This window comes from Tolypothrix bouteillei VB521301, assembly GCF_000760695.4.
Classification (GTDB): domain Bacteria; phylum Cyanobacteriota; class Cyanobacteriia; order Cyanobacteriales; family Nostocaceae; genus Scytonema; species Scytonema bouteillei_A.
This window is the reverse complement of the sequence record NZ_JHEG04000001.1, coordinates 229425-243313: the sequence shown is the minus strand read 5'-3', so window position 1 is coordinate 243313 and position 13889 is coordinate 229425. Positions and strand designations below refer to the sequence as shown.

The 13889-nt window shown below is 42.8% G+C and carries 14 protein-coding genes and 1 pseudogene; 11 read left to right on the top strand and 4 right to left on the bottom strand.

The genetic code is table 11. The annotated features are described in order from the left end of the window. Positions 1 to 216: 216 nt before the first annotated feature. Together HC643_RS01010 and HC643_RS01005 are read left to right on the top strand one after the other, a co-directional pair. Positions 217 to 531, top strand: a complete 315-nt coding sequence (locus HC643_RS01010; RefSeq protein WP_050045101.1) for a DUF4231 domain-containing protein — start codon at positions 217 to 219, stop codon at positions 529 to 531. Positions 532 to 820: 289 nt separating this feature from the next. Next, positions 821 to 1393 carry a pentapeptide repeat-containing protein gene (locus tag HC643_RS01005; protein WP_038080487.1) on the top strand — a complete coding sequence of 191 codons (573 nt, stop codon included), beginning with the start codon at positions 821 to 823 and terminating at the stop codon, positions 1391 to 1393. Positions 1394 to 1627: 234 nt separating this feature from the next. Here the strand turns inward: HC643_RS01005 and HC643_RS01000 are convergent. Beyond that, a pseudogene (locus tag HC643_RS01000) lies at positions 1628 to 1765 on the bottom strand (magnesium chelatase subunit ChlI family protein); the annotation flags it as partial. Positions 1766 to 1897: 132 nt separating this feature from the next. Between HC643_RS01000 and HC643_RS00995 the strand changes: the two are divergent. Both HC643_RS00995 and HC643_RS00990 read left to right on the top strand, forming a co-directional pair. Beyond that, a complete protein-coding gene (locus tag HC643_RS00995) occupies positions 1898 to 2056 on the top strand; it encodes a hypothetical protein (RefSeq protein ID WP_153021606.1) in 159 nt (52 codons plus the stop codon). 222 nt (positions 2057 to 2278) lie between these two features. Further along, the gene (locus tag HC643_RS00990) at positions 2279 to 3517 is read left to right on the top strand and encodes a hypothetical protein (protein WP_050045100.1); all 1239 of its coding nucleotides are present in this window, start codon (positions 2279 to 2281) and stop codon (positions 3515 to 3517) included. A 66-nt stretch (positions 3518 to 3583) separates the two neighbouring features. On the opposite strand, the gene HC643_RS00985 is transcribed toward HC643_RS00990, so the two are convergent. Together HC643_RS00985 and HC643_RS00980 are read right to left on the bottom strand one after the other, a co-directional pair. Continuing rightward, positions 3584 to 4204: a Uma2 family endonuclease gene (locus tag HC643_RS00985; RefSeq protein WP_038080482.1), complete on the bottom strand. Its 621-nt coding sequence runs from the start codon at positions 4202 to 4204 to the stop codon at positions 3584 to 3586. 41 nt (positions 4205 to 4245) lie between these two features. Beyond that, the gene (locus tag HC643_RS00980; RefSeq protein WP_038080480.1) at positions 4246 to 5775 is read right to left on the bottom strand and encodes a YifB family Mg chelatase-like AAA ATPase; all 1530 of its coding nucleotides are present in this window, start codon (positions 5773 to 5775) and stop codon (positions 4246 to 4248) included. A gap of 61 nt (positions 5776 to 5836) precedes the next feature. Between HC643_RS00980 and HC643_RS00975 the strand changes: the two genes are divergently transcribed. The 3 genes from HC643_RS00975 (at position 5837) to HC643_RS00965 (ending at position 7692) form a co-directional block, all read left to right on the top strand. Then, positions 5837 to 6187, top strand: coding sequence for a histidine triad nucleotide-binding protein (locus HC643_RS00975; protein WP_038080478.1), 351 nt, complete (start codon positions 5837 to 5839; stop codon positions 6185 to 6187). A gap of 80 nt (positions 6188 to 6267) precedes the next feature. Beyond that, positions 6268 to 6879, top strand: coding sequence for a recombination mediator RecR (recR, locus tag HC643_RS00970; protein ID WP_202048698.1), 612 nt, complete (start codon positions 6268 to 6270; stop codon positions 6877 to 6879). 30 nt (positions 6880 to 6909) lie between these two features. Next, the gene (locus tag HC643_RS00965) at positions 6910 to 7692 is read left to right on the top strand and encodes a Uma2 family endonuclease (protein ID WP_167844595.1); all 783 of its coding nucleotides are present in this window, start codon (positions 6910 to 6912) and stop codon (positions 7690 to 7692) included. 4 nt (positions 7693 to 7696) lie between these two features. Here HC643_RS00965 and HC643_RS00960 read toward each other — a convergent pair whose 3' ends face one another. Continuing rightward, positions 7697 to 8962 (bottom strand): flavin monoamine oxidase family protein, encoded by a 1266-nt coding sequence (locus tag HC643_RS00960; RefSeq protein ID WP_038080473.1) that lies wholly within the window; start codon positions 8960 to 8962, stop codon positions 7697 to 7699. Positions 8963 to 9345: 383 nt separating this feature from the next. Between HC643_RS00960 and HC643_RS00955 the strand changes: the two genes are divergently transcribed. From HC643_RS00955 to HC643_RS00940, 4 genes are all read left to right on the top strand, one after another. Then, the gene (locus HC643_RS00955) at positions 9346 to 10008 is read left to right on the top strand and encodes a phosphoribosyltransferase (RefSeq protein WP_038080472.1); all 663 of its coding nucleotides are present in this window, start codon (positions 9346 to 9348) and stop codon (positions 10006 to 10008) included. A 31-nt stretch (positions 10009 to 10039) separates the two neighbouring features. Next, complete coding sequence (locus HC643_RS00950) at positions 10040 to 10663, top strand: HPF/RaiA family ribosome-associated protein (protein WP_038080470.1); 624 nt, start codon at positions 10040 to 10042, stop codon at positions 10661 to 10663. Between the two features lie 724 nt (positions 10664 to 11387). Next, the gene (locus HC643_RS00945) at positions 11388 to 11867 is read left to right on the top strand and encodes a peptidoglycan-binding domain-containing protein (RefSeq protein WP_038080468.1); all 480 of its coding nucleotides are present in this window, start codon (positions 11388 to 11390) and stop codon (positions 11865 to 11867) included. A 258-nt stretch (positions 11868 to 12125) separates the two neighbouring features. Continuing rightward, on the top strand, positions 12126 to 13448 hold the full coding sequence (locus tag HC643_RS00940) for an alpha-amylase family glycosyl hydrolase (RefSeq protein WP_202048569.1): 1323 nt from the start codon (positions 12126 to 12128) through the stop codon (positions 13446 to 13448). Positions 13449 to 13889 lie beyond the last annotated feature (441 nt).

The window sequence follows — 13889 nt, the reverse complement described above, 5'->3', positions numbered from 1 at the left end:
TTCTAAATTGAGGATATCAATCCCCTGTTATATATGTGTCAGTAAAATTAACTTATGCACAATTGACATCAGTAAGTGTAGAAACGATTTGGCTGGAATCAAAAAGAGTATCTGATAGACATCTATATAATTTGCAATTTACCCAAATTGGCTTAGGTGCAATGATAGTAAAATTTTTAACATATTTTCCCATGCGCCTTTTTAAGGGAGATGAAAATGAGCCCGGAACAGGCGATCGCCTCTATTGTCGCTAGTATTGTTACCTCCTTTCCTTTCCAAGAGAATTGGATTGCCGCTAACACCAGCGTTGAATTGTTAGAAGCAGAACAAGAGAAATTCGTCTTGGGAGTTAGTGAACCTTATCGTTACAACGATGCAGCGAATGAAACACAATATCAACAACAGGCACAAATAGCGATCGAGAACTTTATTACTCAGGTGAATAATATTCATCTCAAGCAAGTACAAGAATCGGCTGTGAAGAAATCACCCGAGCAAAAAACAGAGACATCGGAAGATTTAGTCAAATAGTGATTGCCAGAGGTTGAGTGGGTTATCTTTATCTCACTTACAAACGATATGATTGTAATGTCGATTTAATTTTTTTATCTTTGCCATCCACTGGATAACTTGAAAAGACACCTCCAGAAATGATGTAAGAGTCCTGTGGACAGGCTTCGCCAACTCCCCTACTAAGGGTTTTGACGAACGCGTAATTAATTTTCACGCCTATGTCTAAATTACTTCCTGAGCGATCGCCAATCGCCTATCAAGAGACTGAGTTATCTTTGAATGTGTTAATCCGTGTGGAAGTATATAGATGAAAATAACTTCTTCAGAGTTATTGCAGAGGTATGCTGTTGGGGAGAGAAACTTTAGTGGGGTTGATTTGAGTGGGGCTGACTTGAGTGGTGTCAATCTTAGCAGGGCTAACTTGAGCTTTGCTAATTTGAGTAGATCTCATCTCATCGGTTCCAATTTGAGTGGTGCTAACCTGTTTAGAGCCAGGTTGAATGACGCGGAATTAATGGGTGCTAACTTCACCCTTGCTAATTTGAGAAGAGCACGGTTAGAAAGTGTTTATGTGAGAGGAAGCGCTAACTTTGCCCTTGCTGACCTCAGAGATGCGTCCCTGACTGTTCTTTTCGAGGGCGTTAATCTGACAGGCGCTGACCTTAGTGGTGCTGATTTGTATAGGTCTTACCTGAAAGATACTACCTTAAGGGATACTAACCTGACTGGTGCCAATCTGGAGAACGTTTCTTTCGAGAATGTTGACTTGACCAATGCCAATTTAATGGATGTAACTCATCTGAGTTTTGATGGTAATGATAGTGTTATTCTCCATAACACTACTATGCCGGACGGTAGTATTGTCACAAATAACCGCTAAAAATGAATACTAATTTATTCTGAACGAGTACGAATTGCAAAACATTAAAGAAAAACTTTTTGTTCTCAGTTATTACTGTAGTTCCTTGCGTCTATTACTGATTTGTCACTGAGTGTCCCTCCGCTATCAGGATTGGAAAATAAAGCGTTCCCAACATACAGAAGCTAGAACATTCTTTAAGTTATTACAGCAGTTTTCACCTAAATGAACTAGGGCGGGGGAGTTCATTCTAATTTACTGCATTCTATCAATTGTCCGATACTGAATCGCTTTAGCAACTTGTTGAGGTTTCAAGTTATCATCCCCTGCTAAATCTGCAATAGTCCGTGCGACCTTGAGAATGCGATCGCTCGCCCTTGCCGTTGCTGCCATTAAGATACGTACTTCTAACCGCAAGGGGCGTCATTTATCTACAAAAGAAACTATTCGTTTACTAGAAGCAACACGGCATTAAAAGGAGTGATGGTCATGTCCAAGCTCCACCTTGGTTATTGAAACTAACTTATGCAATGCGATAGCCACAGAACTTTAAAAGCGATCGCATACTGCCCACCTCAACCTTTAAATGGAGATGACCCTCTCTACAGTATTGATAAAGGAAAACCTGGGAGACATAATTCCACCCTGCTGCAAGCAGAATCTCTCCGCCTGGGTAACTGGTAGGGACACCACGGACAACAATATCCCAAAAGAACTTCACGACTAGATTGTAAATATTTTTTTTAAAATTGAATTAATTGCGTCACTGTGTATTTGAAAGAGTTTAGTTTTTTTAAGATGTGTTTTAAAAAGCTGGTGTTGCTGTATAATAAATAGAAATTCCCCCAAAGAGTTAACGGCTCCTCAGGGGTCAATAAACATATACAAAATATTTTTGTTGAGACTATGATAGCAACCTCAGCCGTATTTTGCCAGCTCCCCCTACAAAAAAATATTTCTTCAAGCCTCGCCCAAATCCAAGAAGCTACCCTGGCACTTCTAGAAGCCGCATCAGAACTGGATCTTATCCAAAAGAGCCTTGGCAAAATTGAATTCAATCGGGAACTCAAACGCTGCCAGCAAAACCCCAAAGATGTTAAAGAATATTTAGAACTGATACAGGAGTACTCAGAGTGCGACTTGGAGGAAATTTCAGCACTGGGTATTTTAACTCTAAAAAAATTAACCCGCCCCTCAATGACTCCTGTCAAAGAAGCCCTAAAAAATTTAACCGATATTACCCCAGCAAAAATAGAACACCTCACTAAAACCCTAGTAAAGCGTGAAAGAAAATCCAAGCAACCCAGAGATACTATTTGGGGTGAGGGTGGAAAGTTTTTTAATACGGGGGATATTTACGACAACTCCCAAGCAGGTGTTGCGCTAGAGCGCATGGCAGCAAGTGAGGGTAAGACACCTCAAACCATTACAGTCGAAGCAATAGAACTGCGACAGGCTGTTAGCAGCCACATTAAATCACAATTTCCTACAGCAGACATTAAACTCAAAGTTTCTGTAGTAGAAGAAAATATGTCCTCCTTAAAGGTCGCGCTACAACCAACACTTCCTCTCATTAGCTTTCAAGGAAGCGATTTTGTACTGTTAGACGCAACCAAACAGTGCGTTCTGGAACTTGATAAACCCATGCCATCGCCCACATCCCAACCCCCTTACGCCTCCTTAGAAATTGTTGAACACCAAAGAACCCTACAGAAAATTACCCAATATCAAGCTTCCCTCTCCATGGAACAATCTCCTCCTTTGACTCCCCTATCAGAACTCTCAAGCATAGAACTCAAAGCCGTTGAAGTCCTTCTAGAAGCGTCTATGGGGCACGCTGACTGGAACCAAATTAAAGATGCGATCGCCAAAATAAACCCCGACAGAAAAGATAAAGTGTGGTTTGCCTTATCACTAGACCAACGAGATCGCGCTAGAAAAGTCTTCCCGACCCATTACATCCTCCTCATCCAAGCGGTTAAAAAGAGTCTCATCTACGAATGGTTAGAAGACAAATCGGGTGGGGCAATCCATCTGAGAATCTGCAATACAGTACCAGGAATGTTTGATGAATTAGTGTCTATTGAAAATTTAGAATCTTTTTTAAAGACTCTTTCTCCAAGGGATGAGAGTGCTTCTAAATAGTCCCTGTTCTTCTTTCCACCCCTGATACCCTGCTAGCACGTTACTACTACACCAAAAAAACACGCCCTAGTCATCAGAAATTTCTTCTGGATTATTTTCGGGAAAAACAACATCTTCATACAGCAAAGAAATAGGACAATGGAAATCAACGCTGGTTAAAAATACTTCTAGTTCTGTTTCGTTAGTAGTTGTTTCCTCAAGTGAATAAGAGGTGAGTTCCCATTTTCCCTTGTCATTGAGACGATAACATTCTACATTCATTTTATCTGACTCAATAAGAACGTATTCTTTTAAGGTATCAATCCGACGGTAATGTCTAAATTTTTTTCCTCTATCGAATGCCTCTGTACTTGGAGATAATACTTCTACAATTAAACAGGGATGATAAATAACTTCACGCGCTCTGATGTCTTGTGGATCGCAACTAACCATCACATCTGGGTAGTGAAAAGGTCCCTGAAGGGAAATGCCTACTTTAGCATCTGCCATCTGAACTTTACAGCCCTTACCTCGTAAGTGATTTTTCAATGCGGAAGCAAGATTGAGAGCAATATCGTTATGAGGGATTGTTCCCCCCGTCATAGCGAAAACTTCCCCTTTAATATATTCGTACTTAATGGGTTGTTGTTCTTCCCATTCCAGATACTCTTGGGGAGTCATGAGTGAATGTTGGAGTTGAGCAATCATTGTAAATATCTCATTGTTCTCTAAGTTATCTAAGAAAATATTCACTGCATTCTATCAATTGTCCGATACTGAATTGCTTCAGCAACGTACTGAGGTTTCAAGTTATCATCTCCTGCTAAATCTGCAATAGTCCGTGCTACCTTGAGAATGCGATCGCTTGCCCTGGCCGATAAACCCAATTTTCTAATTGCCCCTTCTAACAAATTGCGGCTGCTGTCATCTAAATTACACCATCTTTGAAGATGGGAGTTTTGCATTTGTGCATTGCAAGATAAATGAGCTTCATTTTTGAATCTGCACTCTGCAATATCGCGTGCTTGTTGCACCCTGTCTCTCACAATTTTAGAGCATTCTCCTGTTGGTTGTTGGGTAATCTCTTCCGGCTTTAAACGGTTCACAGCAACTTGCAAATCAATTCTATCCATTAAAGGACCCGAAAGCTTAGCCCAGTATTGCTCTCTTTGCCTGGGCGTACAGCTACAGTTTTGGGTAGTATCCCCATAATAACCGCAAGGACAGGGGTTAGTACTGGCAACTAAGGTAAACTGAGCGGGAAACATCACAGATTGTCTGGCACGAGAAATAGTGACGTACCCGTCTTCGAGGGGCTGACGCAAGAATTCCAAGACATCACGTTTGAACTCAGTCAGTTCGTCCAAAAACAAGATGCCTTTATGTGCTAAAGAAATTTCTCCGGGACGTGGGAAACTACCACCACCCACCAAAGAAGGACCAGAAGCAGAATGGTGAGGACTGCGGAAGGGGCGATCGCGAACCAACGAGCCTTGGTTTTTTAACAAACCCGCGACGGAATAAATGCGAGTCACCTCCAGAGCTTCCTTCAATTGCAGTCCTGGTAAAATTCCAGGCAAACGACGCGCCAGCATGGTTTTGCCACTACCAGGAGGACCGACAAACACTAAATTATGCCCACCCGCAGCTGCAATTTCCAAAGCACGGCGGGCATGAGCTTGCCCTTTTACGTCTTTTAAATCTGCTTGTCCTGACGTTGAGTGCAATATTTCTACTATATTATCTAACTGTACGGCTTTGTACCGCTTGGGATTGTTTAAAAAATTAACGACTTCAGACAAATCTTTAAAGCCGTAAACTGGCAATCCTTCCACTAACGCCGCTTCCTGCGCGTTGTCAGCAGGAACAACAAAACCTGCAATTCCCATCTTTTGGGCTGCAGCAGCGATCGGCAAAACACCAGCAACCGGGCGGAGGCTACCGTCCAGAGAAACCTCACCCAAGAAAAGGTAGTCACCCAATAACTCAGCACTTACTTGTTCTGAAGCCGCTAAAATTCCGACACTCATCGGCAAATCAAAACACGGACCTTCTTTTCGTAAATCCGCAGGCGTCAGATTGATCACAATTTTTCGGATGGGAAATGCAAAACCAGCATTCTTGAGAGTTGCCTTAACCCTTTCTTTAGCTTCTTGAACGGCTGCATCTGGCAAGCCTAGAACGACAATTCCCGGCAAACCGCCTGACACATCCACTTCAACGCCGACTTTAACGGCGTCAATGCCGACAATTGACGCGCTCCAGACTCTAGCTAGCATAAGTCTAAATATTGATTAGAGATCGTTATAAAATCTCTAGCAGAAGAACTAGTCAATTGACATGAGTGAAACCACAGAAACGATTTTCAGCAAAATTATTAAGCGGGAAATTCCAGCTAATATAGTTTATGAAGATGAATTGGCCCTTGCCTTCAAAGACATTACTCCCCAAGCCCCCGTTCATATTCTTGTCATTCCTAAAAAACCAATAGCCAAATTATCTGATGCTGGCTCTGAAGATACTGTTCTTCTCGGGCATCTATTATTAACTGCTAAACGTGTTGCTGAAGAAGCTGGGCTGACTAATGGCTACCGTGTCGTCATAAACACGGATGCTGATGGCGGTCAAACAGTTTACCACCTACACTTACATATTTTAGGTGGACGGCAGTTATCTTGGCCTCCTGGTTGATCGAACACCTCTACTAAAATAGGAGCGTCCTCCACAGGAAGACGCTTTTTTCATTTCAATGTCATCATAGTATAGTAAAAATTGGAGATAAAACTACGGTTTACGCACGCCCCTTAGCACGATTAATTGAGCAATTGCAACGCTTACCCGGAGTGGGTCCAAAAACTGCCCAACGCTTGGCATTGCATATCATAAAAAGACCAGAGGCAGAAGTTGAGGCTTTGGCACACGCTCTCATAGAAGCAAAAAAGCAGGTGGGCTTGTGCTCTGTTTGCTTTCACCTATCTTCTGAACCTGTTTGTGAAATCTGTCGCAACGCCAACCGCGATAATACGACTCTGTGTGTCGTAGCCGATCCTCGGGATGTGATTGCCTTGGAAAAAACCCGCGAGTACAAAGGTAAGTATCATGTTTTGGGTGGAGTTATTTCCCCAATCGATGGCATTGGTCCAGAACAATTGACTATTCAACCTTTGGTGCGACGGGTGAGCCAGCAAAAGCCCCATGAGGTTATTTTAGCGATCAGTCCCAGTGTCGAAGGTGAGACAACAACTCTTTATATCGGTCACCTTATCAAACCATTTACTAAAGTCACGCGGATTGCTTTTGGGTTACCTGTAGGTGGAGATTTGGAATACGCCGATGAGGTGACTTTGGCAAGAGCCTTGGAAGGACGCCGAGAGTTAGATTAATGTTATAGTCTTTCAAACTCAGTAAAATATATGGTTTCTCAACTAGAATCTACCACTAAAGCAGATATAATTTACCCCGATAGCGACGGTAAACCAATGTCGGATAATACCAAGCAGTTTCGTTGGATTACGGTAATTTACTACAATTTAGAGTGGCTGTTTGCTAACGAATCGGATGTGTTCGTAGCGGGCGACTTGCTGTGGTATCCAGTTGAGGGGAGCAATAACATTCGTATCGGTCCTGACGTTATGGTCGTCTTCGGCGCTCCTAAAGGAGATAGGGGTTCTTATATGCAGTGGAAAGAAGGCAACATTCCCCCACAGGTAGTGTTTGAAATTCTCTCTCCTGGCAACACCCAAACAGAAATGAATAAGAAACTCGTATTTTACGAGCGCTATGGTGTTGAAGAATATTATTTATACGACCCAGACAAAAATGATTTCAGTGGTTGGGTGCGCTCTTCAGAACGATTTGATGTTATAGACCCGGTACATAATTGGGTAAGCCCAAGATTAAAAATTCGCTTTGATTTGTCTGGAAATGAGTTATCGATATATCGTCCCAATGGCGAGCCATTTACAGGTTATTTAGAAATTTCTCGACGTTTAGAAGAGGTACTGCAACGAGCGCAGCAGGCAGAGCAACGAGCCGAAGAAGAACGGCAACGAGCCGAAGAAGAACGGCAACGAGCCGAAGAAGAACGGCAACGAGCCGAAGAAGAACGGCAACGAGCCGAAGAAGAACGGCAACGAGCCGAAAGGTTGGCACATAGGTTGAGAGAGTTAGGTATTGACCCAGATGGAGTTGATTAATTGCTCAGCCAGATACAAGAACTTGTTGAGCAGCACGTTGACCGCTGCGGATAGCACCTTCCATATAACCTCGATACTCCACAGGAGCAGTATGCTCTCCTGCAAAGAAAATTTGACCTGCTCTTTGCATCAGATGTGGGTTAAAGCGAGCCAAATCTCCTGGTCTAAAGTAGCAGTACCCACCTTTAGCCCATTCATCAGCACCCCAATCATAGGAACGAGAGGTCAGAATTGAAAGTGCTTCAGGATACACAGTACGCACTGTGGCGATCGCCCGGTCAACTGCGTTTTCACCTAACTCTACACTTCGACTCCCTCCACTAAAACAAGAAAGAATTCTTTCTGTCCCCATTTGTGCAAAGCTGGGTTCCCACATAACTTGATATTCACCATCTAGCAATGTTATTCCAAGGTTAGGTTTAGACCAAAAGCGATACGGATATTGCAGCAGTGTCTTCACTAAACTTCCATAGGGTAAATGCGAAATGGCAGCTTGCTGAGAGTCTGTTAATGGAGCATCTATCGGAATTTGACGCAGCACACTCCAAGGAATTGCTACTATGACATGACTCGCTTGCACCTCAACTAAACCATTTGCAGTCTCAATACTGACACTTACAAGATTGTTCTCTGTTTGTTGAATGCGACGCACGGGAGTTTTTGTATGCACTCGATCGCCTAAAACTTTAGCTAAGGCATCAACTAAACGCGAACTCCCCCCCCGAACGCGCATATTATAACCAGGCGCACCAAGGGTATGAGAATATGCAAAAAATCCAACACCAATTAACTCCGGGTCAGTGGCAAAAAGCGATCGCGCAGATAAACGCGCAACCCATTTGGCAAAAGGCGCTATTTGGTTTGTCCCCAACCACTCATTAAGGGTTTGCTGTGGATCGTGTTGCTTTTCAACCAGAAGTTGAAGCTTTTCAAATAAACTTTTTAAAGCAGTATGTTCTTCTGTACTAAAAGACTCGCGATTTTTGAGCATTCCCTCAACAGACCAGTACAAATCATTGGGAAACTGGCAAGCTGGATCGAGTTTGAGATCGAAAGAAGCAGCATAATTCATGAAAGCAGTATGGCGATCGTCAACAAACTCAGCACCTAAATCACCATACTGTCCGGCGCTAAGTTCTACAGTATGGACTCGACCCCCCAAACGCTCTCTTGCTTCAAAAACTTGAACTTCCTGACCTGCAAGTACCAATTCATAGGCTGCACTCAGCCCTGCTAATCCTGCACCAACGACAATGGTTTGAACTGGCATGCCCTTGAATCCTGTGACGTTTTTTGACGATAAAGCAATTGCGAATGTCTGAAATGATATTTTTAATGGTAGCAGGAGCTTGGAACTCGCGCTCAGAAGATCTTCCTCATGCCCTCATCCCTAATTGTCAAACAATATTTCATTCGTTAAGCATACTGATACAAAAGGCACAACCTTCCATTAGTCAGAGGAAAGAGCTTTTTTAGATTTCTAATATCGATCTAGAACCTTAAAAATACAAACAAAGCATGAGAGATACTGACCGCTTAGTGGTGGCTCGCGATCGATTGGGAGGGAAAGTGCAACACGACAAATTGAACTGTCAAAGTAAGATGCGAGTGAAAACTTAAGACCCATTAATTCGGACAAAGGAGCGTAACACCATGCGATTTAAAGACAGAACACAAGCAGGTCAATTGTTGGCAAAGGATTTGGCTGCTTATGCTAACCGTCCAGATACCTTGGTGTTAGGGCTTCCACGCGGGGGTGTACCTGTCGCTTTTGAAATAGCCAAAACCTTAAATACGCCCTTAGATATTTTGCTAGTACGCAAACTGGGTGTACCAGACCAAAGAGAACTGGCAATGGGAGCAATCGCCTCTGGTGGGGTACGGGTCTTAAATGAAGATATTGTGCGATCGCTACACATATCCGAAGCAGAAATAGACCAAGTCACGGAAAAAGAACAGCAAGAACTAGAGCGACGCGAACACCTATATCGAGGCGATCGTCCTTTTCCAGAACTGAAGGAACGGACTGTGATTTTGGTAGATGATGGTTTGGCGACAGGCGCTACCATGCGTGCTGCTGTTATGGCATTACAAAAATACAACCCTGCCAAAACAGTTGTTGCTGTACCCGTGTCCGCAGTTGAAACTCACGACGAGTTTGCAGCCAAAGTAGATGAAATAATCTGTGGGTTAACTCCAAACCCCTTCTACAGCGTTGGCTTGTGGTACGAAGATTTTCCGCAAACAACGGATGAAGAAGTTCGTAACCTGTTAGATAAGGCTGCAAGGAAAGAATGGCTAATGGCTAATTGCTAATTGCTAGTAGATAAGAACTAAGAACACAAATATGAAAGTAGCACCAGAGATTACTTATCGCAATGTCGATAAAACAAATGCTCTTGACAATTTAGTCAACGAAAAAATTGGTAAGTTGGAGCAGGTTTGCAATCACATTAGTAGCTGTCACATTGCAATAGAAAAGATTCACGATCGCCCGCGTAGTGGTTCTCCTTACCGAGTGCGAATCGATATGACTGTACCACCCGGTCATGAACTTGTGGCAGAAAGTAATCCCACAGATGAAAACCAATATGCGCCTGTAGAGGCGGTGATTCGAGATGCTTTTAAAGCAGCTGTCACTCAATTGAAAAAACTCAACGAACAACAGCAAGAGAGCGACAAATCTCAAACTCACACAGATGCAGAGGAAACCACAGCACTTGTGACCAAATTATTTCGTGAGGATGGATATGGCTTTATTAGAGCCTTGGATGGTCAAGAAATTTACTTCCATCGCAACAGTGTGCTCCATGATGACTTTGACCGCATAGAACTAGGTACGGGTGTTCGTTTCTCTATGGTCATGGGAGAAGAAGGACCTCAAGCATCTACAGTGCAAATTGTAGACAAGCCCGGAGCTAATGCTGGCAAGTCAGAACAAACCCTCATTGAGCCGCCATTAGGCTATTAACTCATTAAAATTAATGTGGGGGACTACTATACTAAATTCAAACTTCAATTGAAGCGATCGCTTCAATTGCTGTCACGCCGGGGGTTAAAGTATTCAATACTTTGACCCCATAGATCTTTTTGTTGTCCTGAGGATATTTTGATGAAGAAGAGTATCTCGGCGGATACCCAAGAAGGCAGAAGATAACCCTGATGGGTACTGTTACACGTAAAAAACTTTTTCACAATAGCAGATGTAGAGATTTGAGCGATCGGCTTTGGTTTAAGAAAACTAAATACCCGAAACTTGTTAACATCTCTGAAAACAAACTAGCTAAGACGCAAATAGCTGAGTTCCAACAGAGGAATTGAAGCGACAACATCCACTAATGTAAACTTTTTTGACTGATTGCGTAATTTAAGAATCTGGAGCGGAAAAGTTAACACTTGGTTGTGTAGTTCATGATTCTCAGGTAATACTAAATCCTCGTCTTGCATCTCCTTTATAATCTAGTCCGCGTAGGCGGTGAGTCCAGTGCTGTAGGCGGGTTTCCCACGCCCAGGCAACTGGCGTATAGCCCTGCGGGCATAGCTTCGCAACGCGTAGCGTCTCCGTAAGGAGATACCCGGAGGGACTTCGTTTGTATAGCCACGATTTCCAATTGCTGGGCTAAAAAGGGTTAGAAAACTGAATTTGGTATAAGAGTCGAACCCACATTTTTTTGATTAACACATTTTTAAGACCTATGAAAAATCCAATTTGCTCGGTTGATAACAAACCTGTTCTTCAGGTTGGTTCTGCTGGTTCAGCAGTTAGAGCATTAAAAGACCTTCTTTTAAGTAGCGAAATTGCAGATGCAGGTGTTGCTGGCTTTAACGTTGATGATTCATTTAGTTCCAAGACTCAAACAGTTGTCAAAAACTTTCAATGTCAGGTCTTTTTAACAGCAGATGGTATTGTTGGACCCAAGACTTGGAAAGCATTATGTGCAGATAGTCCTGTAGATCTGCCAACACTGCGTCGTGGCTCTGTTGGTGAACTCGTGACTCAAGTTCAACGACGGCTTGATGCTAATGGATACAAGCTAGGAGCAGTTGATGGCAACTTTGGACCCAGAACCGAAGTCGCAATAAAAGCTTTTCAAAGCGATAACAATTTGTTAGCCGATGGCATTGTTGGTCTTAAAACTTGGAATGCTTTAAGCAGGCTGCGTGGGGTCTGCTAACTTCATTATTCCTTGCAATTATAAGGTTTTTCCACAAGCTTGGTATTATCTGGGAAAGGCAGCTATACTAAAGTGGTCAGAGGGGTATAAGATACGGCTTGATAAGTCTTTAACCCTCTTTTATCACTTTCGCTGCTAGAAAATTTGAAACCCTGTTTTCAGGTTAGTCCGCCTATAGCCCTTACGGGCATAGCCATGAATTTTATAAAAGTTCTCTTTATTCATGCAGTTATTCTCTGCACAATTTGCGCTTTTCATATGAAAACATTAGCAGTAGAAAAAACGACTGCTATCTTTCATGCGTTCGATGGGCAGTATAGCAATATCGAACAGTTGGTCTGTGACCTAGGTCAGCAAGGATATTCTCACATTCAAATTCCTCCAACCCAAAAATCTAATCCCAGCCAAGAATGGTGGGCACGCTATCAACCTGTAGACTATAGCGTAATTGAAGGTAGAGGTTCCGAAGAAGATTTAAAAAAACTTATTAATAAAGCTCATAGTTGTCATGTAAAAGTCATTGCTGATGTTGTTTTCAATCACATGGCTAATTTGGATAACAATGAGGATTTTGAAGACTTAAGTAAATTCCCCAATCTTTCTGTCCGTGATTTTCATTCCGCTTCAGAGAGTCCGGGCAAAAAACCTTGTGATATTAACTATAATGATGGCAACAGAGATTCAGAAATCAATTGTTGGTTGGGAGGGCTTCCTGACCTTATATTTACCAATAACGTTAAAAAAATTCAAAAAGCTCATTTAAAGAAATTGCTAAATTTAGGAGTCGATGGATTTCGGTTTGATGCTGCTAAACATATGCCAGACTCTGTTGTCAAAGAATACATTAGCTACGTAGAGCGACAAAGCCAAGGAAAAACGTGGAATTATATTGAGGCAATAGCAGATAGTGACACCCATCCAGAAAACTATAACTCGATAGCTGCTGTTACAGATTTTTTACTCTACCACTCTATGAAAAATGCCTTCACCTTTGGTGGAGATTTGCGATCGCTGCGAGTTCCTAGAGCTGTTTTCGATCCGCGTAGCGTCACCTTTGGTAGAAACCACGATAATATTCGCTCTCTTAATTCCAATGCCATCAACCCTTATAGCAATGACTCTGACTCTTATCTAGCAACAGCCTACGTACTAGCCAGAGAAAGTGGCACTCCTTTAGTCCTCAATTGGGATAACGCGGACGCTGCTTTTATCAAATATGGTGTTAAGTTTCGCCAGATTATGCATCAACGTGAAAATGAGAAAAGAAATGTTAAAGAAAATGTTCTGACAGTTGTTGATAGTCCTACTGTATTACTTATGGAACGAGGCCGTGAAGGATTTTTTGTTGTCAATAAAGGTGAGAACAAATTTGAGGTGCCAGAACTTGATTTGACTCTGTCTCATTTAGAGGGATGTTATCGAGAACTCCGCCATAATTTTACTGTTGCTATTGAACGCGGTCATTACGGGAAAAAGTTTATAACTCATTGGGGCACCAGTAATAGAGCCGGGATGGAAGTTGACAGCCGTGATGCGCTCTACTTTACTCGAGAAACTTTTCATCAATGTCAAACAGGTTAATAACTTGAATTTAGCTAAGCGCGTTGTCACCCAGACAAAATACCGTCTGGGTGACAATTAATTAACCCTCTTTCAAGAAACAAGGCAGGAGGCAGAGGGCAGAAGGCAGAAGGGAAGAGGATTTGGCTTGTTTGTTCCATTCGTAGCGGGTAGCTTGTGCCGCCTGTGGGGCTGCTTCTAAGAAACAGAAATGTTTCTTTACATCCATTAGGAATGTGCTCGCTTTCCTCGGACGCTTTTGTCAATCTGGAGAGAAAATAATTGAGGCGAATAGAATTCGCTGCTATACAAGCAAAGTCCCTCCGGGTTCGCCCTTCGGTTCGCCCTCCCTTGTTCGCCAGTCGCCAGGGAGTGGGAAACCCCTCCCTTGTTCGCCAGTTGCCAGGGAGTGGGAAACCCACCTGCTTTCCCTGGACTCACCGCCTGCAGCGCTGGACTCAC